Genomic DNA, 25,497 nt, shown 5'->3' with positions numbered 1-25,497 from the left:
TTAGCCAGTGCGACCGGCTTCGAGCAGGAACCAGGCGCGTTCCTCAGCCTGGTCTGTCCAATCGTCGAGCAGGCCTTCGGTGGCATTGTCATTGGCTTCGGTCGCCAATTCCTTGGCCTCGCGATAGGCTGCGACAAGCTTCAGATTATCACCGCGCAATTCGGTGAGCATATCGGCGGCACTGACAAATTCTTCGTCATTGTCGCTGATCGTCTGGTGCCGGCTGATATCGCCGATCGAGCGAAGCGTGGTCCCGCCGGTCTTGCGCACCCGCTCGGCAATGATGTCGGTCGTGAGAAGGATCGCCGCGGCATGCTCATCGAGCATCAAATGATAGTCGCGGAAATGCGGGCCCGAAACGTGCCAGTGGAAATTCTTGGTCTTGAGGTACAGCGCATAGCTGTCTGCAAGAATACGGTTCAATGCATCGGCCACATTCTGCACGGCGTTGCCGTTTGAATGCGATGACGGCGTGGGATTGGCTTCTGACATGGGGTGCCTCCTGTTGGATCTGTCTGCGTCTTTTCGCTTGAGACCTATATAGGAGTAATTGCTCAGGAAATCGCGGTTTTTCGCTCGAAAAGTCTCACAGACTGTAATCGGATAACTAAATCAATCCGAGAGCATTAATTGCTACAATCGATGAAACGATCAGAAACAGAAAGCCTGCGCTGCGGCGGATCGTCAGGATTGGCAGGGTATCCCGGAATGCGGCACCCATCATGACGGCGGGAGCGCAGCTCAGCAACACGCCCAGCGTCGATGCAAAGGCGACGATTGGCCAGCTCCCCGATACTGCGCCGAAGCCGACGGCGATGAACTGCGTCTTGTCGCCAAATTCGATGGCGAGGAAGGAGGCCGCACTGGTGAAAAAGGCACCCAGTTTCCATTTTTCTCCCGAATAGGGATCCGAGATTGGAATAATCGACGCCACGGCTGCGAACAAAAAGCCGACGGCAAGGAATAGTCGAGCGGCTTCTGGCGTGATCATGCCGGTCAGCAATGTGCCGGCAAAGGCGGCAATGGTCATGTTGATAGAAGCGGCCAGCGCGATTCCCAGGAGGATCGGAAGCGGCTTGGCGAAGCGCATCGCCAATAGCATGGCCAGGATTTGGGTTTTATCGCCCCATTCGGCGAGTGCCGCAGCGGCAAAAGGCATCAGGAACTGGTCCATCGAAGGCTGAGACTAGCCGGCCAGTCGAACCGAAATGGCAGCGAGCATCGTATCCCGGGCTTTGGCATCGTCATTGTCGATGCAGCCAGTCGCCAGTTTCAGCTGATCAAAATAGAGGCTGAAGGCAGTCGCGTCGCGGTGCTTTGCGATTGAGCGCTCAAATGCGTGCGCGATACCTTCGAGAGCGACCATGCCATGGGCCGTTGCCTTGTTACGGATTTCGTCGATTGCCTCGTGCAAGGCCGGAAGGGTCATCGATCGGCAATTCTGCTCAAGCTGTTCGATCTGCACAAACAGATCGGCACAAATCGGCGTGCGGGCATCTTCGTGAAGCTGCATATCCATCGCTCCTCTATATCCTGCACCCATCTGTGCGCCTTTATGGTTAGCAAAAGGTTAAAACCGGTGAATTGCGTGATGGTCGGCACGGTGCGCTCAATTACCGTGTTGTGCCGCGGTCGCCATGCCCGGGCTTTTCGCGGCTTCACTACTTGACTTTCAGGCCCTCCGGCGGCAAAGCCCCGCGCTTCAAGCAGACAATGGCTCGAGAGCCATCTGTGTCTGCGATACAAGCAATTATTCGAAAAGGTTCGGGTCATGGCCAAATCGGCGACCGTGAAAATCAAACTCGTCAGCTCGGAAGGAACGGGCTTCTTCTATGTAACGAAGAAGAATCCGCGCAATCTGACCGAAAAGATGGTGATGCGGAAATATGATCCCGTCGCCCGCAAGCATGTCGATTTTAAAGAAGCGAAAATCAAATAGGCTGGTTTCGCGGGCCGGTATCCCGGCGCGCGGCTAGTTTCTTTTTGCACCCTCGACCATGCGGTTGAGGCCGAATCTGTCCTCGCCACGCAGCAGGACACATCCCCATCGTCCCAGATTATATTTCTGGCCCATATGCCGGGCCCGATGGACGGTCTTGTCTTTATAGACTTTGGTATCCGGCCGGATCACGCGAAAGTTGAACGCGCTCCGGCTATGGTCCGTTGTATTCGCACCGGATCCATGGATCGTGCGCTCGCTGAAGATCAGCGCCTGGCCCGGTTTCATCTCGATGCAATCGGGTTCAGCGCTCGAGAAATCGAAATCGCTGGCATAACTCGCTTCGTAGAAGCTTTCCTCGCCCGCACCGAAGGTGATCGTCCGGATCCCGTCTGCGGTCCCCGGTATCACTCTTAGGCATCCATTCTCCTTGGTCGCCGGATCCACGGCTACCCAGATGGTCAGCTGGAACAGCTCATCGCGATTGGGCGGGATGAGCGCCGGCGACATATAGTCTTCGACAAGATAGGTGCTGGCCTGATGCCATTGGATGGCTTCGCCATGCGGCGCTTTGTAGAAAAATTGCGATCGCCACATCAGAAGGTCAGGCCCGAGCAGCTGGGCGCAGCGTTCGACGATCGCCGGCCTTTGGATAAACTCCATCAGGGTCGGCAGGCTCAGATGATGGTCCCTGTCGGTTACGATGTCGTAATGTGGACTCTGTGCCTGGCGGGCGACCTCAATCTCCTCGTAAAAAGACTGCATCTCCGCTTCGGTGAAAGCATCAAAGGGTCGCACATAGCCCCGCTCGTAAAAGTGCCGAATATCGTCTTCGGTCATTTTATGCGCATCATCGACCTCGACCTTGGGCGCATAGCTTTGCGGATGGTTCAGCGTGCAAGGCTGGTCAGGATAGGCGCGTTTGAGCCGGGATCGGATCAGGATGCCGAACATCCGGTCCGTCCAATTGGTCAAAATCAGACGGATCTGACGGGAAAAGGGCGAGAGGGGCAGCCTGAGTTTGCGCCAGACGAACAGGAAGCAGAGCCCGAGCGTCAGAGCCCATCGTTGCAATCTTGGCCGTTTGATCGGCTGGCCGATCTGCATCGCGCATCCCCAAAGTTGCGAACCAATGTGGCTAGATGAGCGCTTTCACTTCTTCAATGAACTTCACAACGGAAATGGGTTTGGAGACATAGCTCTCGGCGCCCGCTGCGCGGATCCGTTCTTCGTCGCCCTTGGCGGCATAGGCCGTTACCGCCATGATCGGAATCGATTTGAGTTCGGCGTCTTGTTTCAGTGCGCCAATCAGATCGAGACCGCTGACATGCGGCATCTGGATATCCATGATGATGAGATCAGGGGATTGCGATTGGGCCGTCTCTACCGCCTCGCGCCCATCACCCAAGGGCTGCGGCTCATAGTCATGCGCCTTTAGTAGATCGCAAAACAATTTCCGGTTGAGATCGTTATCCTCGACAACGAGCACCTTTTTCGTCACTTGCCACCCCAGTTGGTTGTTCGGGAAATATCTAGGCGATGCAGAAGCACGATACAAATGACGGTGGACGCGCTGGCGCCGAAGCATTGGCGCTACAGGCACTTATATGGACGTTGAGTGAGGAAGATCGCGCCCAGCGCCTGCTCGCGCTCACCGGATTGACGGCCGATCATATGCGCGCAGCGATCGGCGATCCGACTATGCTTGCAGCCGTCATCAAATTCCTCGAAGCCTTTGAACCCGATCTCGTCGCTTGCGCTGAGGCGATTCAATGCGCACCTGAGGAGCTCGTCATTGCGCGAAGGGAATTGGAACGATGAACCGGCCGCTGGTTATTTGCGACTGTGATGAAGTGCTGCTCCATATGGTCAGCCATTTTGGTGAGTGGCTGGATGAAGTGCATGATCTCGATTTCGTACTCGAGGGCGGTAATTTCATCGATGCGGTACGTCCAAGGGATGGTAGCCCTGCATTGAAGGGCGAAGAGATATGGCCGCTCTTGAACGGTTTTTTTGATACCGAGATGCACCGCCAGACGATTGTGCCCGGAGCCAGCGAGGCGCTGATTTCCATTTCCGAATATGCCGAGGTCGTGATCCTGACCAATTTGCAGGACGAGTTCCGCACCGCCCGAGCCAAGCAGCTCGCCAATTTCGGCATCGAGTTTCCGGTCCATACGAACCAGGGCGGCAAGGGGACCAAGGTCGAAAACCTGCTCGCCGACCATAGCCCGCCGCTTGCGTTTTTCATTGATGATCTCGGTGTCCATCACGAATCGGTGGCGCAGACCGCGCCGCATGTCTGGCGCTTGCACATGATTGCAGAGCCGACGCTCGCGCCGCATATCCCGCAGGCAGATCACGCCCATGCCCGGATCGACGATTGGCACGAAGCCCAGCACTGGATTATTGATCGGATAACCGAAGGAGACTCGCCATGAGCAGTACGATCGCGGCGCGGCTTGAGGAATTGGGCCTGACGCTTCCCAAGGCTGCTGCCCCGGTGGCTGCCTATGTTCCAGCTGTCGAACAGGATGGATTTCTCTACATCTCCGGCCAGCTGCCCTTTGATGCGCAGGGCGATCTCATGCTCGGTCGATTGGGCGAAGATCGTGACATTGCATTTGGCCAGAAAGCGGCACGCGCCTGCGCGATGATGCTGGTAGCACAGATGCAGGCCGCTCTCACCGATCTTGATCGCGTCGCGCAAATTGTGAAGCTCGGCGTCTTCGTCAATTCAGATGGTCGCTTTACCGATCAGGCCCAGGTCGCCAATGGCGCGTCCGAGCTGATGCAGGATATTTTCGGCGATAGCGGACGCCATGCCCGCAGTGCGGTTGGCGTGCCGGTATTGCCGCTTGGCGTTGCCGTGGAGATCGATGCCATTGTCGCAGTCACCGATGGCTGATCTCGATTTTCTAACGCGCGCGCCCTTTGCCCATCGTGGGTTGCATGGGTCGGGCGTGGTCGAGAATAGCCGCGCGGCGTTTGAGGCGGCGATCGCTGCAGGTCACAGCGTCGAGACCGATGTCCAGGTCAGCAAGGATGGCGAGGCCATGGTCTTTCACGACTATGAGCTGGATCGGATGACAGACAAATCCGGCCCGGTGATCGATCGCAAGGCCGCCAAGCTTGAAAAGCTCATGCTCAAGGGCTCGGACGAAACCATGCCCCGCTTGCCGGAAATGCTCGCGCTTGTTGACGGGCGTGTGCCGATCATGATCGAGCTCAAGGCCAAGGACCGAAAGGTCAAGAAACTATGCCGCTCGGTGGCAGCTGCACTGGCCGACTATCGTGGCGAAGCGGCTATCATGTCCTTCAATCCCGAAGTGGGCCGCTGGTTCATGCGCAACGCGCCAGCGGTTGTTCGCGGTCTGGTGATTACCGAAAAGTTTGAAGTGACGCTCGCCCAGCGATTGAAGGGCCCAATGCAGCGCTCGCTCTCCGTATTCCGCGCCGAACCGCAGTTTCTAGCTTATGATATTCGCGATCTTCCCTCGGCATTTGCGGAGTCGCTGCGGGAGAAAGGCATGCCGGTCGTAACCTGGACGGTCCGAATTGAGGACGAACATGCGCGGGCAGCCGAAAGCGCCGACCAGATCGTCTACGAGACTTTATGAGCGAAGGTGACCCCGAACAGATTGTCGCGCGGATAGCCGATGGCGTTCGCTCGCTCGATGCGGACCAATGGGATGCGTGCGCTGGATCGGACAATCCGTTTCTCAGTCACGCCTTCCTCTCGATTCTCGAAGAATCGGGCAGCGTGTCACCTCAGACAGGCTGGCAGCCGGTGCCGGTGTCGATCACCGGACCCGACGGAATGCTGGACGCAGTCGCGCCCGCCTATGCGAAAAGCCATAGCCAGGGCGAATATGTGTTTGATCATTCCTGGGCCGATGCGTGGGAACGGGCTGGGGGCAGCTATTATCCCAAGCTTCAGGTCGCGGTGCCGTTTACCCCGGTTCCCGGACGGCGCTTGCTGGTGCGCGACACGGGACGCATACCGGCGCTGATCGCTGCGCTTGAAGCGATTACGCGCGACAATGGCATGTCATCGGCCCATGCGACGTTCGTCTCGGAAGATGAACTCGTCTGGTTTGAAAATGCTGGCTGGCTGGTCCGTGAAGGCACCCAGTTTCATTGGGAAAATGATGGCTATGAGGATTTCGACGCGTTTCTCTCAGCGCTAGCCTCACGCAAGCGCAAGGCGATCCGCAAGGAACGGCGCCGTGCGGTCGAAGGGCTGGAGATCGAACATCTGACTGGCGCGGAGCTCAGCGAAGATCATTGGGACATCTTCTGGGATTTCTACCAGGACACCGGCATGCGCAAATGGGGCCATCCCTATCTGACACGCGAATTTTTCTCGCTGCTCGGAGAACGCATGGGCGATCAGACGCTGTTGATCCTCGCGCGCCGCGACGGCGCACCGATCGCCGGCGCGCTCAACCTGATCGGCGCGGACACGCTCTATGGTCGCTATTGGGGCTGTCTTGCCGACGTCCCGTTCCTTCATTTTGAGCTCTGCTATTATCAGGCGATTGATGCGGCGATCGCGCGGGGGTTGCAGCGCGTGGAGGCGGGAGCCCAGGGTTCGCACAAATTGGCGCGCGGTTATCGGCCGGTCAAAACCTGGTCGGCCCATTTCTTTCCGGATCCGGGTTTCCATCGTGCGGTGGCAGACTTTGTCGCGGCCGAACGCCAGGCGGTGGATCGGGAAATCGAATTTCTGGGCGAGATGACGCCGTTTCGTAAAGGCGGATAGCCGGGGGCACGGTCTTCGATTATGCCAGGGCCAGAACAAGGGGGATGATAATGCGGTGTGTTGCGATACTATTGGGCCTGGTGCTGGCGACATCTGCAGCGGCACAATCGTCTTCGCGTTTCAGCGGTGCCGATCTGTTTGCGCTGGAATATGCATCCGATCCGCAGATCAGCCCTGATGGTCGCCAAGTCGCCTATGTTCGCATGTCGGGCGATATCATGGTCGATCGGTTCGTTCCCTCGATCTGGATCGTCAACACCGCCACGCGTGAGAATCGGCCGCTGATTACCGGGCCGGGCGCGCATATGGCGCCGCGCTGGTCGCCCGATGGATCGAAGCTCGCTTATCTCTCAACCGCCGAGGATGGCCGCGCGCAACTGTTCGTGCGCTGGATGGATAGCGGCGCAACGGTGCGGATCACGACCCTGCCTAATACGCCAGGTGGGCTGAGCTGGTCTCCGGATGGCGAGCATATTGCCTATACGATGCTGGTGCCGGGGCAGACGGATACGCTCGGTGAAGCACCCGCTCAGCCTGAAGGGGCTGAATGGGCCGACCCTCTCTCGCAGGAAACCAGCCTGATCTATCGGACGGATGGCGCTGGTTATCTCCAGCCGGGTTACTCTCACATCTTTGTCGTGCCTGCGGAAGGTGGGACGCCGCGCCAGATCAGCAGCGGCAACTTCCATCATGGCGGGCCACAGGGGGCGGGCAATGCGATCAGCTGGGTCCCTGATGGATCGCAAATCGTAACAGCGGTGAACCGGCAGGAAGATTGGCAGATCGATCGCCAGGAAAGCGAAATCTACGCGCTGTCGATCAATGGTGGCGGGCTGACCCAGCTCACCGATCGCAACGGCCCGGATTTTGCGCCGGACGTTTCGCCCGATGGCCGCTATATCGCCTATCTCGGGTTCGACGATCAGCTACTCGGCTATCACAATAGCGAGCTCTACGTCATGAACCGTGATGGATCGAACCGGCGCTCGCTGACCGTTTCGCTCGATCGCAATGTCGACGGTTTTGAATGGGCGAGCCACGGGCGCAGTCTCTACATCAGCTATGATGATCGCGGGTCGACGGTGATCGCACGCGTCACGCTCGACGGCACGATCAATGTGATGGCCAATGAGCTTGGCGGTCGGTCGATGGATCGACCTTATTCGGGTGGCAGCTTCAGCCTTGCCGATAATGGCTTGATTGTCGCGACCGACGAACAGCCGACCCGGCCGGCCGATCTTGTGCTTGTCCGTCGGGGCGATCTCCGGCGTATCACCGATCTCAATAGCGATCTGATGAACCATCGCAGGATGGGAGAAGTGCGGCGGATCGAAGTCCCGTCCTCACATGATGGCCGGATGATCGAAGCCTGGGTTACGCTCCCGCCGGACTATGTCGCAGGTCAGCGCTATCCGGTGATCATGGAGATCCATGGCGGGCCTTATGCGGCCTACGGCCCGCATTTTGCGACCGATAACCAGCTCTATGCAGCGGGTGGCTATGTCGTCATTTCGCCCAATCCACGCGGCTCGACCAGCTATGGTGCCGAGTTCGCCAATCTTATCGAGAATGCCTATCCTGGCGATGATTATCACGACCTGATGAGCGTCATCGATCATGTGATTGCCGAGGGCATTGGTGATCCCGACGGCTTGTTCGTTACCGGCGGATCGGGCGGCGGCGTGCTGACCAGCTGGATAGTTGGCCAGACGAATCGCTTCCGCGCAGCGGCGACCCAGAAGCCGGTGATCAACTGGACCAGCCTGACGCTCAGTTCTGACCTCCCGGCCTTTGTGAACCGCTACTGGTTTTCTGCCGATCCCTGGGACGATCCGATGGCCTATTGGTCACGCTCGCCGCTGTCGTTGATGAACAATGTCGAGACGCCGACTTTGGTGTTGGTCGGCGAGAATGATTATCGCACGCCGGTGAGCGAGGCTGCGCAATATTATTCGGCGCTGCTCCTTGAAGGCGTGCCGAGCGCGTTCATCGTCATTCCGGGCGCCAGCCATGGCGGCTATGCCAGCCGGCCATCGCAGAGCGCGGCGCGCGTCTCCGCGATTCTCGATTGGTTTGATCGCTATCGGGAGAATGCCTGGGTCCGACCCAGCGAATAGGCGCATGGCGGGCACAAAAAAGGCCGCCCTGAGGCAGCCTTTTCGGTTTCGATTGTATCGGAAGATCTAAATTCCGTCGCGTTCCATCCGCTTGCGCTCCAGCTTACGGGCGCGGCGAATTGCAGCGGCACGCTCCCGGGCGCGCTTTTCGGACGGCTTTTCATAATGCCGGCGCAGCTTCATTTCGCGATACACACCTTCGCGCTGCAGCTTCTTCTTGAGCGCGCGGAGCGCCTGATCAACATTATTGTCGCGAACTGAAACTTGCATAAACCCGTCTGACTCCAATCGAACCATATTGTCCCGCGGGCGCATGATGCCGGCGGATATTTGTCTGATATCACAATAAAGATTGCGCCGCGAACTCGCGTTCTGCAGCGCTTCGGGAGGCCAGCTAGCAACCGATTGCTCAAATTTCAAGCAAAAAGCGCGTTTTGACCCTCTCGACATTATCGCCGCATTCAGCGAAAATACGAGAAATCCCCGGAATTTATGGAGATAGTGATGGCCACGACAATCGCCCCGTCCAATGATGAGATGACCAAGGAAGAATGGGAGGCACGGCAGGAGCTGGCCGCCTGCTATCGAATCTTCGCCATGATGGGCTGGGACGAAGCCATCTTCAACCACATCACGGTTAAAGTGCCCAATGAAGACGGGGCCTTTCTGATCAACCCCTATGGGCTGCATTTTTCAGAGGTGAAGGCCTCCAATCTCGTCAAGATCGATATCGAGGGCAACAAGCTCGATGGCAGCGAGTTTCCGGTCAACAAGGCGGGCTTCGTCCAGCACAGCCTGTTCCACAAGCATTTGAAGGATGCCCATTGCATCATCCACACCCATACCACGGCGACCATGGCGGTCTGCTCAATGGAGGGTGGGCTTCAGCCGGTGAACTTCTATGCCTGCAACTTTATTGGCCGGATTTCCTATCATGACTTCGAAGGCGTCACGGTGCGCGAAGAGGAAGGTGAGCGGCTGCTCGAAAATCTCGGCGACAACCGGATCCTGATGCTCAAGAACCATGGTCCGGTCCTGATCGCGCGCAGCCTGCCGCTGGCGCTGATCCAATATTGGGCGCTGCAGCGGGCCTGCGAGATCCAGGTTGCCACGATGACTGCCGGCGATCCGGTCGTCGTATCGCAGGAGGTGGTCGATGTGCACCAGCGCGATCTGTTCCAGACCCAGGCTTCGGCCGAACCGGGTCGGGCGGAATTCGATGCCTGGGTGCGCCAGATCGACAAGATCGACACCAGCTGGCGGGAGTAACGCCGCGACTATTCCACGGGGCGGCTCAATCGCCCCCTAACATTGTGATCAATCCGCGCTAGAGTCGTTCCATGACCCGCATGACCGTCAACGGCCAGCCCGTGCATTATCGTATGGATCCACGCACGCCTCTGCTTTGGGCGCTCCGCGATGCCTCAAACTTGACCGGAACCAAATATGGCTGCGGGATCGGCGTATGCGGAGCGTGCACGGTCAATCTTGATGGTCGGGCCGTCCGGTCCTGCCAGCTCACCATTGCTGATGCGGAAGGCGCGTTCATCACGACGATCGAGGCGCTGTCCCGAGCCCGAGACCATCCCGTCCAGCAGGCATGGATCGAGAATATGGTGCCGCAATGCGGCTATTGTCAGTCCGGTGTGATCATGGCGGTGGCTGCATTGATCGACAGTAATTCCAATCCCAGCGATGATGAGATTGACGAGGCCATCACCAATATCTGTCGCTGTGGAACCTATCCACGTATGCGCGAAGCGATCCGGCTGGCCGCGCGTGTGTCGCGGGGAGAAGAGCGGTTGGCAGCCGCACCGCCACCGGGAATTGATCCTGAAGATGCGGCCGCAAATGTCGATGCGCTCACGCCGCCAGACGATAGCGAAACCGATGATCCTGGGCGTATCGTTTCGGATTAATTGCTGAGCTAGCCCGTTTGAGCTGTCGTTAATGAAATCTTGCTGTTTCCTGACTCAAGGGTTCAGGCTCGTCTCATAGCGATGTCCGTACAAGGCTTTCATGAGGTGGCCAGTCCCGTGCCGCCAGAGATGGAAGGACGTAACTTATGCGTATCAAGCTGGTCGCTTTGTTGCTGGCGGCGAGTGCGGGAATACCGGCTCTCACCGTTCCGGCACAAGCACAGAATTTTAGGGAAGGCGCACTTGCCAATGCCAATGCACCTGCGATTGAAGTAGCGATGCTGCAGCGTGGCGAACGCCGGGCCAATCGGCAAGGCAACCGCGCTAACCGAACAGAGCGTCGCGCCAATCGTGCGAACCGCCAAGCCAATCGCGCCAACCGGGCGGAACGCCGAGCCAATCGTGCGAACCGTCAAGCCAATCGCGCCAATCGGACGGAGCGTCGCGCCAATCGTGCGAACCGCCAAGGTAATCGCGCGAATCGCCAAGGAAATCGCGCGAACCGAACCGAGCGTCGCGCCAATCGCGGGAACGCCCAGGGCAATCGGGTAAATCGGACCGAGCGTCGCGCCAATCGCGGGAACGCCCAGGGCAATCGGGTAAATCGGACCGAGCGTCGCGCCAATCGCGGGAACGCCCAGGGCAATCGCGTAAATCGGACCGAGCGCCGCGCCAACCGACCCAATCGCCAGGTCGATCGCCGCCAGGATCGGCGCGCGGATCGCCGCATTGATCGGCGTCAGGACCGGCGTGCAGATCGCCGCTACGAACGCCGCCAGGATCGTCGTGCGGATCGTCGCTATGAACGGCGCCAGGATCGTCGCTATGATCGTCGCCGGGCAGAACGGCGCTATGATCGGCGCTGGAACCGCAGGGCATGGCGTTCGGATCGTCGCTACAATTGGCGGCATTATCGCAACTATAACCGTAACCTCTATCGGCTTGGTCGCTACTATGCGCCGTATCGGGGATATCGCTATCGGCGGTTCGACATCGGCCTCTATATCGGCGCTGCCTTCTTCGGATCGCGCTACTGGCTGGATGATCCATGGCGCTACCGCTTGCCTGCGGCCTATGGGACCTATCGCTGGATCCGTTACTATGACGATGTCCTGCTGATCGACACCAGAGACGGCTATGTCGTCGATGTGATCCACGACTTCTTCTACTAGGTCGCCGATCCATCCTAACTGAGAACGGCTCGAAGCACCCCGCTTCGGGCCGTTTCTCTTTGGGCTTGCCACAGACGCACCAAATCCGCAGCATGGATGGAAAGGGGATACGCCATGCTACGTCTATTTTCGATCGCTGCTCTGTTGTGCGCTGCCACTGCCGCTCCGGCACAAGACGGCACCACCTTCATCCATGCCGGAAGCGTGATTACCGAAGCTGGATCAGCTGCGCGCGGTCCTTCTACGATCACCGTCCGCGAAGGCCGTGTGGTCAGTATCGATGATGGTCATACGCCCGCCGATGAAGGCACGGAACTGGTCGATCTTTCCGGGCACACCGTTCTCCCAGGTTTGATCGAGATGCATTCGCATTTGGGCGGCAATCCCGGCACGGATTATCGTGACCAGACGGTGGAGACCCAAGAATGGAGTGCCGTACTTGCCGTGACTAATATGGCGATCACGGCGCGCGCAGGGTTCACCACCGTCCGTGTTCCGGGCATCGGCAGCGATGTCGGCCATGCGTTGCGCCGGGCCACCGCCGAGGGACGATTGCCGGGTCCGCGCATCCTGACATCGGGTCGCGGCCTGTCGATCATTGGCGGCCATGGCGATGTGTCGGGGTTCCGTGAAGATGTCCTCGCCGTGCTCGATGGCCATAACACCTGCACAGGCGCAGTCGAATGCGCCGCGCGGGTCCGTGAGGCAGGGCGGCGCGGAAGCGATTTCATCAAAATCACCGCAACCGGCGGGGTGCTGAGCCAGCAGGCGCGCGGCCTCGACCAGCATTTCACCGATGAAGAGATGCGCGCGATTGTAACGACCGCGCATGGGCTTGGCATGCATGTCGCGGCGCACGCCCATGGCCCGCGTGGGATCGAGGCGGCTGCACGTGCCGGCGTCGATACGATCGAACATGGAACCTTTGCCGATGATGCTGCGCTTGAGGCGATGCGCGTGAACGGAACCGCCTTTGTGCCGACGCTGATGGCCTATACCGGAATCCGCGAACGGCTGGGTACCGGGGTCTTTACGCCGCAAGTCGAAGTGAAGGTTCGCGAAACATTATCGGTCGTCGGCCAGGCAGCGCGCAATGCCCATGCGCGGGGTGTCCGGGTTGTCTTCGGCACCGATGCTGGAGTGTTTGAGCATGGTCGCAATGCCGAAGAATTTGCCATGTATGTCGATCTGGTCGGCATGACGCCAACCGAAGTCTTGCGCTCGGCGACGATTGGAGCGGCAGAAGTGCTTGGCATGGAAGAAGAGATCGGGCGCCTGGCACCTGGTTATTCTGCCGATCTGATCGCCGTGCGTGGCGATCCGCAGGCTGACATCTCTGCTTTGAACGATGTCGATTATGTCATGGTGCGCGGTCGGCCGATCGAATAGCTGGAGCGCGCAATCAAACGGACTAGGAACGAATCGCGTGATTTGATAGCGCAACGACCATGAGCATCACCGACAAGTCCATATTGGCCGAGCGGAACCGCGAGATTATCGCGCATATTGAGAATCATCCGGATATCCAGCGGGTGCCGACGCGCAATATCGATATTTATACTTGTCGCAATTTCCTGTCCGATGAAGAATGCCAGTTGCTGGTCGAGAAGATCGATCGCGATGCGCGGCCGTCAACACTCCTCTCGAGCACCGACGATACCGAGTTTCGCACCAGCTCCAGCACCGATTTCAATCGACAGGAACCGGCGATCGATCGGATCGAAAAGAAGATCACGCAATTTATGGGTATTCCAGAGGTCAATGGCGAAACGATTCAAGGCCAGCGTTATGAAGTTGGCCAGCAGTTCAAGCCGCATAATGACTGGTTCTACCATGACCAGGATTATTGGAAGACCGAGAAGGATCAGGGCGGCCAGCGGATCTGGACGGCGATGGTTTTCCTCAATGACACCCAGGTCGGCGGTGCGACGCGGTTCAAGCGGCTCGGCAAGATGTTCCATGCCGAGAAGGGTAAACTCCTATGCTGGAACAATTTGACCTATGAGGGCGATCCCAATGAATGGGCGCTCCACCAAGGGATGAAGGTTCGCAAGGGCGTCAAATATATCATCACCAAATGGTTCCGCGAGATGCCCTGGATCCAGGGTGCGCCCAGCCAGTACGGATAATCGACCTGCCAACCGCAGAATTCTGCCTGTCGTTCGCCGATGGGCACCGGTGATTGGTGGATTGATCGTGGCGCGGGCGGCGCTGTTGCTCCATCTCCGTTCGAATAACTGGGGATCTATCATCTATGAGACAGGCCGTATTCGTACTCTCGATCGTCCTTTTCGTCGCGGTAACGGCGGCTGCTCTGCAACATCAGCCGGGCAGCGCCATAGCGGCAACAGATCGTATGGCGACGACCCCGGACAACCAATCTGAAGCGCCCCGCAACAGCTGCTAGGGCGCGCAACAGTAAATCCTCTAGACATTCTGAACTGTATTGCCTAGGCAACACACATCGACTTCCAGGAGCATGACATAATGAACCGCACACCCTTTCGCTATTTGAGCATAGCCCTTCTCGCTTCGACCGCCTTTGCGGCTGTACCGGCTCAGGCCGATCATCATGGTGCCACTGAGGCCGCCGATGCTGAAATGACAGAAGATCAGCGCCTACGTGCCCTCTTTGCGGCCAGCGATGAGGACAATCTCCGCCGCAACCCGATCGCCGCCTTGTTCCGCGGGGACATGCGCTATGCTGATCGCCTCGGTGATTTCCTGACCGATGAATATATTGCTGGCGAACTCGGTGCGGCGCAGAGCGAACTTGCCGCCCTTCGTGAAATCGATCGCGACGCGCTCACCCAAACCAACCAGATTGCCTATGATATTTTCGAACGCGGTCGCGAAGAGCAGATCCGCGATTTCTCGCCGGAGTTGCTGGCGCTGACACTGGTTCGTCCCGTCAATCACTTCTCCGGATTCCACACTTTCTATCCGACCATCGCGACCACCAACGGCCCTGTGCCGTTCGGTACGGTCGAGGATTATGAGAATAATCTCAGCCGTCACCGGGATTTCATCGCAATCAGTGATCGCGCCATTGCACGGTTCCGCGAAGGGATGGAATCGGGCGTTTTTGAAAGCCAGATGACGATCGGCCGGGTGATCGAACAGCTTGACGGGCAGCTCGCCCAGGGCGTGGACGAAAGTCCTTACTTCACCCCGGCACAAAACTTCCCGGAAGATTTTTCGGCGGAAGATCAGACCCGGCTTGAAGCCGCCTATCGCCAGGCAACCCAGGATATTCTCGATAGCTACACGCGGATGCGTGATTTCCTGCGCGACGAATATCTGCCGCTTGCGCGCGAAGGGGTTGGCCTGAGCCATATGCAGGGCGGCGATCAGCTCTATGCCCAGATGGTCCGTGATACGACGACGCTCGATCTGACGCCGGACTATATTCACAATCTCGGCCTTGCCGAAGTCGCGCGCATTACGCGTGGGTTCGAAGCAGTTCGCGATGAAGTCGGCTTTGAAGGCACGCTTGCAGAATTCTTCGAGCACATCCGCACCGATCCGCAGTTCAAACCGGAAACCCGTGAATGGCTGGGTGAGGAATATTACCGGATTGGCGAACGCGTCGATACGCGCATCAATGAGCTGTTCCAAACCTTGCCGACCAGCCCGCTGGAAATTCGTGCGGTTGAGCCGTTCCGCGAAGCGACAGCAGCCGGTGGATCCTATCGCGGTGGTACGCCCGATGGATCCCGTCCGGGCATCTTCTATTACAATGCCTATAATCTCGAAGAACGCCTGACACCGGGAATGGAAACCCTGTATCTCCACGAAGGTGCGCCGGGACATCACTTCCAGATCAGCCTTGCCCAGGAAAATGAAGATCTACCGAACTTCATGCGCTTTGGTGGCAACACGGCCTTTGTTGAAGGTTGGGCGCTCTATTCCGAAACCCTTGGACCGGAACTGGGTCTCTTCACCGATCCCTATCAGCGCTTTGGCCATCTCAACGACGAGATGCTCCGCGCAATGCGGCTGGTTGTCGACACTGGCCTGCATTCCAAGGGTTGGACGCGGGAACAGGCGATCGAATATATGCTTGCCAATTCAGGCATGACCAATGTCGAGGCAACATCGGAAGTCGAACGCTATATCGCGATCCCGAGCCAGGCACTGGCATACAAGGTCGGCGCACTGACGATCCAGGCACTGCGTGCCCAGGCCGAAGCCGCACTTGGCGATGCGTTCGATATTCGCGCGTTCCACGAACAGGTGCTCGATACCGGCGCGCTGCCGATGGCTGTGCTTCAGAACAAGATCTATGATTGGATCGAAGCCAATGGCGGCGAACGTCCAAGCGGTGTCGACTTGATGGCCGTGCATGGATCAGCCGACTAGGTTCATTACCGATATAATGGAGAGGGCGTTCCGGGTGGCCGGGACGCCCTTTCTACTTGGGATCGTCCGGGCCGAGCTCTGAATCAAGATCACGCGGTCGCACATAGCGGAGCAATCTGCCGGTGCCTGGCGCTAGATCTTCCCAACCATCGACGTCGAACTCCATCTCAGCGAGCGCACAGGTCGGGAATTTCTCCTCGACCGCAGCGCGGGCCGCATCGCCCTTGCTGTCCGGCACGAGCAGAAGGACCAGGTCCTCAAGCCCGGAATTATGGCCCGCCAGGATGATTGCGTCATGTTCATCGGACGCCTCATGGACAATGTCGAGCAGTGTCATGTTGGAGGCCAGATAGGCGCGGCGATCCCATTCAGGCTCGATCTTCTCGCCATAGCCCTTGGCCACGCTTTCCAGGGTTTCAACGACGCGGACGGCCGGTGAGGCGATGACGGCATCGAACATCACGCCTTCCTCTTGCATATGCTCGCCCATCAGCTGCGCCGCCCGCTTGCCCTTGGCATTGAGTGGGCGGTCAAAATCGCGCTTAACCGGGTCATCCCAGCTCGATTTGGCGTGACGCAGCAGGATCAGGCGCTTCATTTAGTCTCCACGGGTTTGGGCTTTGTCACCTGTTGCCCGAAATCCGTGACAGAAGAAAGTCGCGCGGCCACGCGGGCAACGGCTTCGTCGAGCGGGACGCGTGCAACTGGTGTCCCTTCGGGAAAGGCGGTCAGGAGGCGAGACGGGGTGGCGGCCGACAGCAATACGAACATGCCCTTATCATCCGTGCGTCGGATCAACCGCCCAAAGGCCTGGGCAAGGCGCGCACGGACAACCCGGTCGACATAGGCGTTTCCGCCATTGGCCAGCTTGCGCGCCGCATGGAGCACGGTCGGCCGCGGCCAGGGCACGGTTTCCAGGAGAACGAGTCTCAGCGAGTGGCCGGGCACATCAACCCCGTCGCGCAGCGCGTCTGTGCCCAAGAGCGAGGCGTGCGGATCGTCGCGGAATATGTCGATCAGCGTTCCGGTATCAATCGGATCCACATGCTGGCTGAAGAGCGGCAATCCGTTGCGCGCCAGCCGATCCGCGATCCGGGCATGGACGGCTTTCAGGCGCGCGATAGCCGTAAACAGACCGAGCGTCCCACCATTGGCCGCCTCGATCAACTTGGCATAGGCACCCGCAAGGGCGGCAAGGTCGCCTTTTTTGACGTCCGTAACGATGAGCACCTCGCTATTGGCGCCATAGTCGAACGGGCTCGGCGCATCGAAACGATCGGGTGCAAAATCGAGATGCTGAGCGCCCGCGCGCGTCTCGGCGGCATCCCAATCCTCTCCGCCTTTCAACGTGGCTGAGGTGACGATCAGCCCATGGGCGGGCTTGATGACGGTGTCGGCCAGTGGCTTGGTCGGGTCCAGCCAGTGGCGATGGAGGCCGATATCATATTCGCGGCCTTCATAGCGATCGATCGCGAGCCAATCGACAAAATCGGGATCTGCCGGTCCACCTAGCCGGGCAAGCAAGGCAATCCAGGAGGCGATCATCTGGCCGCGCAGCGTGAGCCCCATCATCGCGCCTTCGATCCGCGCTCGGGCCTGGCTGTCGAGCCAATCGGGAGCATCCTCGAGAACCGCTTCCAGGCGTTGGCGCAGAATAGCGAGCGGTCGGTGCAGGCTTTCCAGCGCCTCGCTGGCCGCGCCGACGGCGGCGATCAGCGCGCCGTCGAGCTCCGCGGCCTCGGTCTCAAGCCCATAGCCCGCATCCTGAGCGCTCGCCCGTGAATAGACCGTCGCGCGAACAGCAGCGAGCAGCTTCTCGATCGGCCCCAAGGGAATGCCCTCGGCAATTCGGCCCAGCCAGCTATCGCCCGGCAAGGCGGCAGCGGCGGCATTGGCGGCCTCGATCGCTTCGCCGCCGGCCTCATCATAGGAGGCTACATCCATCAACCGGGCGGAGAGGCCCCGCCGCCTGCCGCGATGCTTGCCCTCCGGCCCGATGATCCAGCGCCTTAGCTCGATCGCTTCTTGACCAGTCAGTGCCGCAGAAAAGGTCGAGTCCGCGGCGTCGAACAGGTGATGGCCCTCATCAAAGACGATGCGGGTGAGCGCGGCTGAATCCTCGCGTCGCCGCTCCGCCATGATCATCACCAGCGCGTGGTTGGCGATGACAAGATCGGCATTTTCTGCGGCGCGCGACGAGCGTTCGATGAAACATTTGCGGTAATGCGGGCAGCCAGCAAAGACGCACTCACCGCGCCGGTCGGTCAGCGCGGTGGCACCGGCCCGGCGGAAAAGTGTTGTCAGCCAGCCCGGCAAATCACCGCCGACCATATCGCCATCCTTGCTGTATGCGGCCCAGCGCGCGACGAGCTGAGCCAGGATCGCAGCCCGCCCGGCGAACCCACCTTGCAGCGCATCTTCAAGGTTGAGCAGGCAGAGATAATTTTCGCGCCCCTTGCGGACCACGACCTTTTCGCGCCGTTCGACAGGATCGGGGAATATCCGCTCGGTCTCGCGATCGAGCTGGCGCTGCAGTGCCTTGGTATAGGTGGAGAGCCAGACCGCGCCGTCCGCCTGCTCGGCCCATAACGAAGCCGGCGCCAGATAACCGAGCGTTTTGCCAATCCCGGTGCCGGCTTCGGCGATCAGCATATTGGGCTTTCCGGGTGCGGGGCGTGGGTTGAATGACTGGGCCGCCGCGCGGGCATAGTCGCGCTGGCCTTCGCGGCGTTCGGCATCTTCGCCGACCAGTGTTTCCAGCCGATCGACGGTTTGATGCTCGTCCATGGTTAGAGTTTGCGGCGCCGGTCGGGGCGGCTGGTCCTCCCATTCGGGCAGGCGGGAGAAAAGCCAGCGCTCGGCCTGTTTCGGTTTCTCGATCCGCTCCGCCACTGCGGCTGCCCAGGGCCAGCGCAAGCGGAACAGGCTCTGCGCCGATGTCCAGGCGCCTTCACGCTCTCCCCAGTCTTTCCAGCTCAGCGTGTCGAGTAAATGCTTCGCTGCGTCGAGGAGCAGCATTGCAGCATCCTCATCGTCCTCGGGAACAGGCAGGCCAAGGGTGCGCGCAATGCCGGTCGGCGTTGGCACAGTGAAACGGGCGGGATGGACAAAGGCAAAGAGTTCAAGAAGATCGAGGCCGGATAGTTCGGAGTAACCAAGCCTTTGACCCGTCATCGGGGCGTTGAGGACGATCATCGGCGTTTCGGCGGCTGCGGCAATGGCTTCGCCGCGTCCGCTTTCGCGAATCTCGCCATCGGACGAGGCTATCCAAATGCCGCCATGGGTGGCATGGAGCGCGCGATAGGGTAGAGGGACGTCTGATTCAGCCACGGGCCTATCCCAATCGCCCAATGAGAACGAAAGAGCAACATGAACGCGCTGCGCGACGCTGCATTGATATCCAAAGCTTGGCCCTATGAGGAAGCGCGCAAGCTGTTGAAACGCTATCCGGACGGCAAGCCGGATGGCTCGCCGATCCTGTTCGAAACCGGCTATGGGCCGAGCGGCCTGCCGCATCTGGGGACTTTTCAGGAAGTCGCGCGGACGGAGATGGTGCGCCATGCATTTAGCGAGCTGAGCGATTATCCGACCAAGCTTATCGCCTTTTCCGACGATATGGACGGGATGCGCAAGGTCGCCGAGAATCTGCCGAACCAGGGCATGCTGGCCGAACATCTGGATGAACCGCTGTGCCGCGTACCCAATCCGTTCGATACGGAGCATGAAAGTTTTGCCGCGCACAACAATGCGATGCTGCGCCAGTTCCTGGATCGCTTTGGCTTTGACTATGAGTTCCTGGCGTCATCCGATTGCTATCAGTCGGGGCGCTTTGACGAAGCGCTGACGCTCGTGCTGACGCGTTATGACAAGATCATGGATGTGATGCTGCCAACGCTGGGTGAGGAGCGGCGCGCGACCTATTCGCCCGTGCTGCCGATATCCCCGGTCAGCGGTAAAGTGTTGCAGGTCCCTGTCGAAGTCGTCGATCCGAGTGGGGGCATCGTCCGCTTTGTGGATCCGGCAACCGATGAAGCGATTGAGCATTGCATTCTTGGCGGTCAGGCCAAGCTCCAATGGAAGGTCGATTGGGCGCTGCGCTGGACGGCGCTGGGTGTCGATTACGAAATGGCGGGCAAGGATCTCATCGATTCGGTGACGCAGAGCTCAAAGATCACCCGCGTGCTGGGCGCCAAGCCACCCGAAGGCTTCAACTATGAGCTGTTCCTTGATGAGAATGGCCAGAAGATATCAAAGACCAAGGGCAATGGTGTCAGCATCGATGAATGGCTGACCTATGCGCCGCAGGAATCGCTGAGCTTTTACATCTATCGCGATCCGAAAAAGGCCAAGCAGCTGAGCTTCGGGGTCATTCCGAAGGCAGTGGACGAATATCATCGTTTTCTCAGCGCTTACCCGGACCAGCCGATCGAACAGCGTCTGCCAAACCCTGTGCATCATGTGCACAATGGCAACCCGCCGGCGCCGCATATGCCGATCAGTTTTGCCCTGCTTCTCAATCTGGTTGGCGTGGCGAGCACCGATGACACGGATCTGATCTGGGGCTTTGTCCAGCGCTATGCGCCCGATGCCAGCCCGGAAACAGATCCGGCACTCGATGCGCTGATCGGCCATGCGCTTGCCTATTTCCGGGATTTCGTCGCCGATACATTGCAACGCCGTGCACCAGATGAACGCGAGGCGGCCGCCTTGCGGGATCTCGATAGCGCGCTGGCCGATATGCCTGCAGATGCGGATGCCGAAACTATCCAAAACGCCGTGTTCGAAATCGGCAAACGACACGAATTTGAACCGTTACGTGACTGGTTCAAGGCACTGTACGAAACCTTGCTCGGCACGAGCCAGGGGCCGCGCATGGGCAGCTTTGCTGCGCTTTACGGTATCGACAATGTGCGCAAATTGATCGCTGAAGCGCTGGTTTTGGCCGACTAGCTCAGCGCTTTGGCCAAATTGGCGCGTGCCGATTTGAGTTTGCTCACCATATCGGCCGTGACACCGGTTTCGGACTGGTTTGGGCTGGCCGTGGTGGGCGCACGTTCTGCCCGCTTGCCGGCCAGCACCTTCTGAACGCCACGAATTGTGTATCCATCTTCGTTGAGTAAGCCGTGTATGCGCTTTACCAGCGCAACGTCTTCTGGCCGGTAATAGCGGCGGTTTCCCGCTCGCTTTAGCGGCTGGAGTTGAGGAAAGCGGGTTTCCCAGTAGCGCAGGATATGCTGGGCGACGTCCAGTTCGTCCGAAAGCTCACCGATTGTGCGAAAGGCGTCAGCGTCTTTGGACATCGCTCTCCGATTCAGCTGCCTTGCGAGATGGTTTCACGCATCGATTGGCTGGCCCGGAAGGTCAGCACCCGGCGCGGTGCGATTGGCACTTCGATACCGGTCTTGGGATTACGTCCGATGCGCTCTCCCTTGTCCCGCAGGACAAAACTGCCAAAACCGGAAATCTTCACATTCTCACCATCGGTGAGTGCATCAGACATATGGTCGAGCACGGATTCCACCAATTGCGCAGAATCTGCACGGGACAATCCAAGTGTCTCATGTACTGAATCTGCAAGGTCCGCACGCGTCAATGTTCCTGCATCGCTCATCACAACCCCCCCAAAGACTTATTTATGAAACAATTTATACCGCACACGGGCCCATCGGGCAAATCCCATAGGCAATTGATTTGTATCAGTATCGGACGATTGATGCGCCCCAGGTAAAGCCCCCACCCATGGCCTCCAACGCCAATATATCCCCGCGTTTGATGCGTCCGTCACGAATCGCGGTATCAAGTGCAAGCGGTACCGATGCCGCAGATGTGTTGGCATGTTGGTCCACAGTGATCACAATTTTTTCTGCCGGAAGACCCAATTTCTTGGCTGTTGCATCAAGAATTCGCCGATTCGCCTGATGCGGAACGACCCAGTCGACATCCTCTGCAGCGAGCCCGGCTGCATCAAGCGTCTCATGCAAGACATTGGCGAGATTGACGACTGCATGGCGGAATACCTCGCGGCCCTTCATGCGCAGCTTGCCAACGGTGCCAGTCGTTGACGGACCGCCATCGACATAGAGGAGCTGATTGTGCCGGCCGTCGGCATGGAGGCGCGACGCCAATATGCCGCGTTCTCCGTCTTCGCCACCCAGCACGATTGCACCGGCACCGTCGCCAAACAGGACACAGGTGCCGCGGTCTTCCCAGTCGAGGATCCGGCTGAACGTTTCCGATCCGATCACCAATGCCTTGTGCGCGCTACCACCCCGAATCATATTATCCGCCACTGTCACCGCATAAAGAAAACCGGAACAAACGGCCTGAACGTCAAACGCGACGCAGTCGGCAATACCGAGATTCGTCTGGATGATCGTGGCGGAGGCAGGGAAGGTTTGATTGGGCGTGGATGTCGCCAGTACAATCAGGTCGATATCGGCGGCGTCGAGCCCGGCTGCCTCCAGAGCCCGTTCCGCGGCGATCGTTCCAAGGCTGGCTGTTGTCTCGCTGTCATCGGCGATATGGCGGCTATGGATGCCGGTCCGCTCGATAATCCATTCGTCAGACGTGTCGACCGTTTCCGCCAGCTCATCATTGCTGACGCGCCGTGCGGGCAGGCAAGAGCCTGTCCCGAGGATCGCCGATTTCATGGTCATTCAGCTGCGTCCTTGATCGCTTGCTTCGGAAAATTCTCAAGATCGGTGGAAATCTTTCGTGTGATATCGGCCATCGCCATTTTTGCCGCGACGCCGATCGCATTGCGCACGCCATTGGCATCGGCTCCGCCATGGCTCTTCACGACAAGTCCGTTCAGGCCGAGGAACACCCCGCCATTATGATTGTTGGGATCCAGCGTCCGGCGTAGCAAATGCGCAGCGGGGCGTGACAGCAGGAATCCGAATTTTGACCGTAGCGAGCTGGTAAAAGCTTGCCGGATTAGGTCGGCCACGAACCGTGCCGTGCCTTCGATGGTCTTGAGCGCGATATTGCCGGAAAACCCATCGGTTACAATCACATCGACATGACCGCGCGACAGGCGATCGCCTTCAATGAACCCGGTAAACTCAAGCGGCAATGCTTCGGCAGCGCGCAGCTGAGCCGAGGCCTCTTGCAGGATACCGGTGCCCTTGAGCTCTTCCGTACCGATATTGAGCAGCGCGGTTCGCGGCCGCTCGATATCGAGCACGGTGCGTGCATAGGCCGCGCCCATAACCGCGAACTGGACAAGATTTTCGGCGTCACACTCTGCATTGGCGCCGAGATCGAGCATCACCACATCGGTCTTGCCCAACGTTGGCAGCAAAGCGGAAATAGCGGGCCGTTCGATACCTTCCATTGTGCGCAGGGCAACTTTGGCGATGGCCATCAGCGCGCCGGTATTGCCAGCGGACAGGGCGGCTTCTGCATCGCCCTGTTTTACCGCGGCGATGGCGAGGCCCATGGACGAATCTTTGGAACGCCGAAGCGCTTGGCTCGGCTTGTCCTCGCCCGCAATCACGCCATCGGTATGGATAACGTCGACATTGTCAGAAAGATTTTTATGTTTCGCGATCTCGGTGCGGATCGCCGCTTCATCGCCAAAAAACAGGAAATGCAGATCAGGGAAATCAGCGCGGGAAGCGGCTGCGCCTCCCACCATCACTTCCGGACCCACATCGCCGCCCATCGCATCGATGGCGATACGGGGCGCCTGGTTCATTCGATCTGCTCCGGCCCTCGCCTAAGCGTCAATCGGCAGAATTTCGCGGCCGTTATAATGGCCACATGCCTGGCACATATGGTGCGGGCGCTTCAGCTCACCGCAATTCGGGCATTCGCCGAATGCTTCGGCTTTCAGCGCGTCATGTGCGCGGCGATTGCCACGGCGGGAGGGCGATACTTTTCTCTTCGGAACGGCCATGTCGGCACCTTAATTGCTTGCAAATACCAAAATACTGTTTCGCCAACGGCATTACGAGTTTCTCCGGCGGCCATCAAGGCTGCCGCACGATCTCAATCCCGTTTAGCGGTGAAGTCGGGCGCATATAGCGGATTTGACCGCGCTTGCAACCTTTCCGGCTGCATGCGAGGGGCGACAACCATACAAGAATGACAATGGACGGGGATCGCCATGAAGCTTGAAATCACACTCATTATCGCCGCAGCCGCCGCGCTGCTGAACATATGGCTCGCTGTGCGCGTCGGTCGTGTCCGCACGTCAGAAAAAGTTTCGGTCGGCGACGGCGGCAATGAAGCGGTTATCCGTCGGATGCGCGCCCATGCGAATTTCGTTGAATATACGCCGTTTTTCCTGATCCTGCTCGGCCTGGTCGAACTAGCCTGGGGCAGCAATATCTGGCTCTGGGGCGCGGCCATTATCTACATTCTCGGCCGTATTGCCCATGGATTCGGGATGGACGGCATCGGCAAGCTCAGGGCCTTCGGCACGATATCGACACTGCTCGTGCTGCTCGGCCTGGCGATCTACGCGCTCGTCATCGCCTATTCGGGCACATCTTTTGTCGGCATGGAGACAGTGCCTACGTCAAGCGCCGGCTAAGCTGGCTCAGGCGTTTGCCAAAATACGATCGGCAACGAAGCCATTGGTCTGACGTTCGCGGCCAAATGTGGACATCGGGCCATGGCCCGGGACGAATGCGGTCTCATTACCCAGCGGCCACAGCTTCTGGGTAATCGCATCGATTAGGTCCTGATGATTGCTCATCGGGAAATCGGTGCGCCCGATTGATCCCTGGAACAGCACGTCGCCGACAATCGCGAATTTCGATTCGGGATGATGAAAAACGATATGGCCGGGCGTGTGGCCGGGGCAGTGATAGACGTCGAGCGTTAGCTCGCCGACCGTGACTTGGTCGCCATTGTCGAGCCAGCGATCGGGCTCGAACACCTTGCCGGCAAAGCCCCATTTCTTGCCATCATCCTCGAGACGCGAAATCCAGAACCGATCGGCTTCATGCGGACCTTCGATTGGAACGCCCAGCTCGTCAGCGAGGATCTTGGTTTGCCCGCAATGATCGAGATGCCCATGGGTCACCAGCAATTTTTCGATCGTGACGCCCATCTGCTTTGCAGCCGCTTTCAGCTTGTCGAGATCGCCACCTGGATCGGTAAAGGCTCCGCGCATTGTCTTGGTGCACCAGATAAGCGTGCTATTCTGCTGGAGCGGCGTTACGGGAATAATCGCTGCTTTGAGGGGGGCTTCATCAGTCATGGCCGGTGACAT

Annotated in this window: 29 protein-coding genes; 15 read left to right on the top strand and 14 right to left on the bottom strand. The window is 58.9% G+C overall.

Features of this window, described 5'->3' with window-relative positions; genetic code table 11:
• The 3 genes from HFP51_RS09350 to HFP51_RS09340 all read right to left on the bottom strand — a co-directional run bounded on the left by HFP51_RS09350 (position 1) and on the right by HFP51_RS09340 (position 1,519).
• A complete protein-coding gene (locus HFP51_RS09350; protein ID WP_176875474.1) occupies positions 1–492 on the bottom strand; it encodes a Dps family protein in 492 nt (163 codons plus the stop codon).
• A 115-nt stretch (positions 493–607) separates the two neighbouring features.
• Positions 608–1,174 (bottom strand): TMEM165/GDT1 family protein, encoded by a 567-nt coding sequence (locus tag HFP51_RS09345; protein WP_176875473.1) that lies wholly within the window; start codon positions 1,172–1,174, stop codon positions 608–610.
• A gap of 12 nt (positions 1,175–1,186) precedes the next feature.
• A complete protein-coding gene (locus HFP51_RS09340) occupies positions 1,187–1,519 on the bottom strand; it encodes a hypothetical protein (protein ID WP_176875472.1) in 333 nt (110 codons plus the stop codon).
• A gap of 252 nt (positions 1,520–1,771) precedes the next feature.
• Here HFP51_RS09340 and rpmG point away from each other — a divergent pair, with 252 nt between their 5' ends.
• Positions 1,772–1,939, top strand: coding sequence for a 50S ribosomal protein L33 (rpmG, locus tag HFP51_RS09335; protein ID WP_176875471.1), 168 nt, complete (start codon positions 1,772–1,774; stop codon positions 1,937–1,939).
• A 33-nt stretch (positions 1,940–1,972) separates the two neighbouring features.
• Here rpmG and HFP51_RS09330 read toward each other — a convergent pair whose 3' ends face one another.
• Both HFP51_RS09330 and HFP51_RS09325 read right to left on the bottom strand, forming a co-directional pair.
• Positions 1,973–3,046 carry a phytanoyl-CoA dioxygenase family protein gene (locus HFP51_RS09330; protein ID WP_176875470.1) on the bottom strand — a complete coding sequence of 358 codons (1,074 nt, stop codon included), beginning with the start codon at positions 3,044–3,046 and terminating at the stop codon, positions 1,973–1,975.
• Positions 3,047–3,077: 31 nt separating this feature from the next.
• Positions 3,078–3,440 (bottom strand): response regulator, encoded by a 363-nt coding sequence (locus tag HFP51_RS09325; protein ID WP_176875469.1) that lies wholly within the window; start codon positions 3,438–3,440, stop codon positions 3,078–3,080.
• Positions 3,441–3,478: 38 nt separating this feature from the next.
• Between HFP51_RS09325 and HFP51_RS09320 the strand changes: the two genes are divergently transcribed.
• From HFP51_RS09320 to HFP51_RS09295, 6 genes are read left to right on the top strand one after another with little or no spacing between them, the layout of a single operon-like run.
• Entirely contained in the window at positions 3,479–3,760 is a 282-nt protein-coding gene (locus HFP51_RS09320; RefSeq protein WP_176875468.1) for a DUF3572 domain-containing protein, read from the top strand.
• Entirely contained in the window at positions 3,757–4,380 is a 624-nt protein-coding gene (locus HFP51_RS09315) for an HAD family hydrolase (RefSeq protein WP_176875467.1), read from the top strand. The genes HFP51_RS09320 and HFP51_RS09315 overlap by 4 nt, the downstream gene beginning before the upstream one ends.
• Positions 4,377–4,847, top strand: coding sequence for a RidA family protein (locus HFP51_RS09310; protein ID WP_176875466.1), 471 nt, complete (start codon positions 4,377–4,379; stop codon positions 4,845–4,847). The genes HFP51_RS09315 and HFP51_RS09310 overlap by 4 nt, the downstream gene beginning before the upstream one ends.
• Complete coding sequence (locus tag HFP51_RS09305; protein WP_255454624.1) at positions 4,840–5,559, top strand: glycerophosphodiester phosphodiesterase family protein; 720 nt, start codon at positions 4,840–4,842, stop codon at positions 5,557–5,559. The genes HFP51_RS09310 and HFP51_RS09305 overlap by 8 nt, the downstream gene beginning before the upstream one ends.
• On the top strand, positions 5,556–6,704 hold the full coding sequence (locus HFP51_RS09300) for a GNAT family N-acetyltransferase (RefSeq protein ID WP_176875464.1): 1,149 nt from the start codon (positions 5,556–5,558) through the stop codon (positions 6,702–6,704). Before HFP51_RS09305 ends, HFP51_RS09300 begins: the two co-directional genes overlap by 4 nt.
• A 50-nt stretch (positions 6,705–6,754) precedes the next feature.
• Positions 6,755–8,821, top strand: coding sequence for a prolyl oligopeptidase family serine peptidase (locus tag HFP51_RS09295; protein ID WP_370462911.1), 2,067 nt, complete (start codon positions 6,755–6,757; stop codon positions 8,819–8,821).
• A 66-nt stretch (positions 8,822–8,887) separates the two neighbouring features.
• Here the strand turns inward: HFP51_RS09295 and rpsU are convergent, their stop codons facing one another.
• Positions 8,888–9,091 carry a 30S ribosomal protein S21 gene (rpsU, locus tag HFP51_RS09290; RefSeq protein WP_176869605.1) on the bottom strand — a complete coding sequence of 68 codons (204 nt, stop codon included), beginning with the start codon at positions 9,089–9,091 and terminating at the stop codon, positions 8,888–8,890.
• Between the two features lie 234 nt (positions 9,092–9,325).
• Here rpsU and HFP51_RS09285 point away from each other — a divergent pair, with 234 nt between their 5' ends.
• The 6 genes from HFP51_RS09285 (at position 9,326) to HFP51_RS09260 (ending at position 16,274) form a co-directional block, all read left to right on the top strand.
• Positions 9,326–10,090, top strand: a complete 765-nt coding sequence (locus tag HFP51_RS09285) for a class II aldolase/adducin family protein (RefSeq protein WP_176875462.1) — start codon at positions 9,326–9,328, stop codon at positions 10,088–10,090.
• Between the two features lie 71 nt (positions 10,091–10,161).
• Positions 10,162–10,740, top strand: a complete 579-nt coding sequence (locus HFP51_RS09280) for a (2Fe-2S)-binding protein (protein ID WP_176875461.1) — start codon at positions 10,162–10,164, stop codon at positions 10,738–10,740.
• 146 nt (positions 10,741–10,886) lie between these two features.
• Positions 10,887–11,912: an RcnB family protein gene (locus HFP51_RS14650; RefSeq protein WP_255454623.1), complete on the top strand. Its 1,026-nt coding sequence runs from the start codon at positions 10,887–10,889 to the stop codon at positions 11,910–11,912.
• Positions 11,913–12,026: 114 nt separating this feature from the next.
• Entirely contained in the window at positions 12,027–13,301 is a 1,275-nt protein-coding gene (locus tag HFP51_RS09270; protein WP_176875460.1) for an amidohydrolase family protein, read from the top strand.
• A 59-nt stretch (positions 13,302–13,360) separates the two neighbouring features.
• On the top strand, positions 13,361–14,041 hold the full coding sequence (locus HFP51_RS09265) for a 2OG-Fe(II) oxygenase (RefSeq protein ID WP_176875459.1): 681 nt from the start codon (positions 13,361–13,363) through the stop codon (positions 14,039–14,041).
• A 358-nt stretch (positions 14,042–14,399) separates the two neighbouring features.
• Positions 14,400–16,274: a DUF885 family protein gene (locus HFP51_RS09260; RefSeq protein ID WP_176875458.1), complete on the top strand. Its 1,875-nt coding sequence runs from the start codon at positions 14,400–14,402 to the stop codon at positions 16,272–16,274.
• A gap of 52 nt (positions 16,275–16,326) precedes the next feature.
• Here HFP51_RS09260 and HFP51_RS09255 read toward each other — a convergent pair whose 3' ends face one another.
• Together HFP51_RS09255 and HFP51_RS09250 are read right to left on the bottom strand one after the other, a co-directional pair.
• Entirely contained in the window at positions 16,327–16,872 is a 546-nt protein-coding gene (locus HFP51_RS09255) for a histidine phosphatase family protein (RefSeq protein ID WP_176875457.1), read from the bottom strand.
• The gene (locus HFP51_RS09250; protein WP_176875456.1) at positions 16,869–19,604 is read right to left on the bottom strand and encodes an ATP-dependent DNA helicase; all 2,736 of its coding nucleotides are present in this window, start codon (positions 19,602–19,604) and stop codon (positions 16,869–16,871) included. The genes HFP51_RS09255 and HFP51_RS09250 overlap by 4 nt, the downstream gene beginning before the upstream one ends.
• Before the next feature lie 39 nt (positions 19,605–19,643).
• On the opposite strand from HFP51_RS09250, the gene HFP51_RS09245 reads away from it, so the two are divergent.
• Positions 19,644–21,224 carry a lysine--tRNA ligase gene (locus tag HFP51_RS09245; RefSeq protein WP_176875455.1) on the top strand — a complete coding sequence of 527 codons (1,581 nt, stop codon included), beginning with the start codon at positions 19,644–19,646 and terminating at the stop codon, positions 21,222–21,224.
• On the opposite strand, the gene HFP51_RS09240 is transcribed toward HFP51_RS09245, so the two are convergent.
• From HFP51_RS09240 to rpmF, 5 genes are all read right to left on the bottom strand, one after another.
• The gene (locus HFP51_RS09240) at positions 21,221–21,574 is read right to left on the bottom strand and encodes a MerR family transcriptional regulator (RefSeq protein WP_176875454.1); all 354 of its coding nucleotides are present in this window, start codon (positions 21,572–21,574) and stop codon (positions 21,221–21,223) included. The genes HFP51_RS09245 and HFP51_RS09240 overlap by 4 nt on opposite strands.
• Before the next feature lie 11 nt (positions 21,575–21,585).
• Complete coding sequence (locus tag HFP51_RS09235) at positions 21,586–21,885, bottom strand: integration host factor subunit alpha (RefSeq protein ID WP_176875453.1); 300 nt, start codon at positions 21,883–21,885, stop codon at positions 21,586–21,588.
• Positions 21,886–21,970: 85 nt separating this feature from the next.
• Positions 21,971–22,930 (bottom strand): beta-ketoacyl-ACP synthase III, encoded by a 960-nt coding sequence (locus HFP51_RS09230; protein WP_255454621.1) that lies wholly within the window; start codon positions 22,928–22,930, stop codon positions 21,971–21,973.
• Positions 22,927–23,973, bottom strand: coding sequence for a phosphate acyltransferase PlsX (gene plsX / locus HFP51_RS09225; RefSeq protein ID WP_176875452.1), 1,047 nt, complete (start codon positions 23,971–23,973; stop codon positions 22,927–22,929). Before plsX ends, HFP51_RS09230 begins: the two co-directional genes overlap by 4 nt.
• A 21-nt stretch (positions 23,974–23,994) precedes the next feature.
• Positions 23,995–24,174 (bottom strand): 50S ribosomal protein L32, encoded by a 180-nt coding sequence (gene rpmF, locus HFP51_RS09220; RefSeq protein WP_176875451.1) that lies wholly within the window; start codon positions 24,172–24,174, stop codon positions 23,995–23,997.
• A 210-nt stretch (positions 24,175–24,384) separates the two neighbouring features.
• On the opposite strand from rpmF, the gene HFP51_RS09215 reads away from it, so the two are divergent.
• A complete protein-coding gene (locus tag HFP51_RS09215; RefSeq protein WP_176875450.1) occupies positions 24,385–24,813 on the top strand; it encodes an MAPEG family protein in 429 nt (142 codons plus the stop codon).
• Between the two features lie 6 nt (positions 24,814–24,819).
• Here the strand turns inward: HFP51_RS09215 and HFP51_RS09210 are convergent, their stop codons facing one another.
• Complete coding sequence (locus tag HFP51_RS09210) at positions 24,820–25,485, bottom strand: MBL fold metallo-hydrolase (protein ID WP_176875449.1); 666 nt, start codon at positions 25,483–25,485, stop codon at positions 24,820–24,822.
• Between the last annotated feature and the right edge of the window lie 12 nt (positions 25,486–25,497).

Source organism: Parasphingopyxis sp. CP4 (assembly GCF_013378055.1).
In the GTDB taxonomy this organism is placed as follows: Bacteria; Pseudomonadota; Alphaproteobacteria; order Sphingomonadales; family Sphingomonadaceae; genus Parasphingopyxis.
Note: the sequence above shows the minus strand (reverse complement) of the source record. Positions and strands in the feature narration are given on the sequence as shown.

Excerpts from the sequence above, each read along its gene's own strand:
- HFP51_RS09350 (WP_176875474.1), bottom strand. The coding sequence starts at position 492 with ATGTCAGAAGCCAATCCCACGCCGTCATCGCATTCAAACGGCAACGCC.
- HFP51_RS09345 (WP_176875473.1), bottom strand. The coding sequence starts at position 1,174 with ATGGACCAGTTCCTGATGCCTTTTGCCGCTGCGGCACTCGCCGAATGG.
- HFP51_RS09340 (WP_176875472.1), bottom strand. The coding sequence starts at position 1,519 with ATGGATATGCAGCTTCACGAAGATGCCCGCACGCCGATTTGTGCCGAT.
- rpmG (WP_176875471.1), top strand. The coding sequence starts at position 1,772 with ATGGCCAAATCGGCGACCGTGAAAATCAAACTCGTCAGCTCGGAAGGA.
- HFP51_RS09330 (WP_176875470.1), bottom strand. The coding sequence starts at position 3,046 with ATGCAGATCGGCCAGCCGATCAAACGGCCAAGATTGCAACGATGGGCT.
- HFP51_RS09320 (WP_176875468.1), top strand. The coding sequence starts at position 3,479 with ATGCAGAAGCACGATACAAATGACGGTGGACGCGCTGGCGCCGAAGCA.
- HFP51_RS09315 (WP_176875467.1), top strand. The coding sequence starts at position 3,757 with ATGAACCGGCCGCTGGTTATTTGCGACTGTGATGAAGTGCTGCTCCAT.
- HFP51_RS09310 (WP_176875466.1), top strand. The coding sequence starts at position 4,377 with ATGAGCAGTACGATCGCGGCGCGGCTTGAGGAATTGGGCCTGACGCTT.
- HFP51_RS09305 (WP_255454624.1), top strand. The coding sequence starts at position 4,840 with ATGGCTGATCTCGATTTTCTAACGCGCGCGCCCTTTGCCCATCGTGGG.
- HFP51_RS09300 (WP_176875464.1), top strand. The coding sequence starts at position 5,556 with ATGAGCGAAGGTGACCCCGAACAGATTGTCGCGCGGATAGCCGATGGC.
- HFP51_RS09295 (WP_370462911.1), top strand. The coding sequence starts at position 6,755 with ATGCGGTGTGTTGCGATACTATTGGGCCTGGTGCTGGCGACATCTGCA.
- rpsU (WP_176869605.1), bottom strand. The coding sequence starts at position 9,091 with ATGCAAGTTTCAGTTCGCGACAATAATGTTGATCAGGCGCTCCGCGCG.
- HFP51_RS09285 (WP_176875462.1), top strand. The coding sequence starts at position 9,326 with ATGGCCACGACAATCGCCCCGTCCAATGATGAGATGACCAAGGAAGAA.
- HFP51_RS09280 (WP_176875461.1), top strand. The coding sequence starts at position 10,162 with ATGACCCGCATGACCGTCAACGGCCAGCCCGTGCATTATCGTATGGAT.
- HFP51_RS14650 (WP_255454623.1), top strand. The coding sequence starts at position 10,887 with ATGCGTATCAAGCTGGTCGCTTTGTTGCTGGCGGCGAGTGCGGGAATA.
- HFP51_RS09270 (WP_176875460.1), top strand. The coding sequence starts at position 12,027 with ATGCTACGTCTATTTTCGATCGCTGCTCTGTTGTGCGCTGCCACTGCC.
- HFP51_RS09265 (WP_176875459.1), top strand. The coding sequence starts at position 13,361 with ATGAGCATCACCGACAAGTCCATATTGGCCGAGCGGAACCGCGAGATT.
- HFP51_RS09260 (WP_176875458.1), top strand. The coding sequence starts at position 14,400 with ATGAACCGCACACCCTTTCGCTATTTGAGCATAGCCCTTCTCGCTTCG.
- HFP51_RS09255 (WP_176875457.1), bottom strand. The coding sequence starts at position 16,872 with ATGAAGCGCCTGATCCTGCTGCGTCACGCCAAATCGAGCTGGGATGAC.
- HFP51_RS09245 (WP_176875455.1), top strand. The coding sequence starts at position 19,644 with ATGAACGCGCTGCGCGACGCTGCATTGATATCCAAAGCTTGGCCCTAT.
- HFP51_RS09240 (WP_176875454.1), bottom strand. The coding sequence starts at position 21,574 with ATGTCCAAAGACGCTGACGCCTTTCGCACAATCGGTGAGCTTTCGGAC.
- HFP51_RS09235 (WP_176875453.1), bottom strand. The coding sequence starts at position 21,885 with ATGAGCGATGCAGGAACATTGACGCGTGCGGACCTTGCAGATTCAGTA.
- HFP51_RS09230 (WP_255454621.1), bottom strand. The coding sequence starts at position 22,930 with ATGACCATGAAATCGGCGATCCTCGGGACAGGCTCTTGCCTGCCCGCA.
- plsX (WP_176875452.1), bottom strand. The coding sequence starts at position 23,973 with ATGAACCAGGCGCCCCGTATCGCCATCGATGCGATGGGCGGCGATGTG.
- rpmF (WP_176875451.1), bottom strand. The coding sequence starts at position 24,174 with ATGGCCGTTCCGAAGAGAAAAGTATCGCCCTCCCGCCGTGGCAATCGC.
- HFP51_RS09215 (WP_176875450.1), top strand. The coding sequence starts at position 24,385 with ATGAAGCTTGAAATCACACTCATTATCGCCGCAGCCGCCGCGCTGCTG.
- HFP51_RS09210 (WP_176875449.1), bottom strand. The coding sequence starts at position 25,485 with ATGACTGATGAAGCCCCCCTCAAAGCAGCGATTATTCCCGTAACGCCG.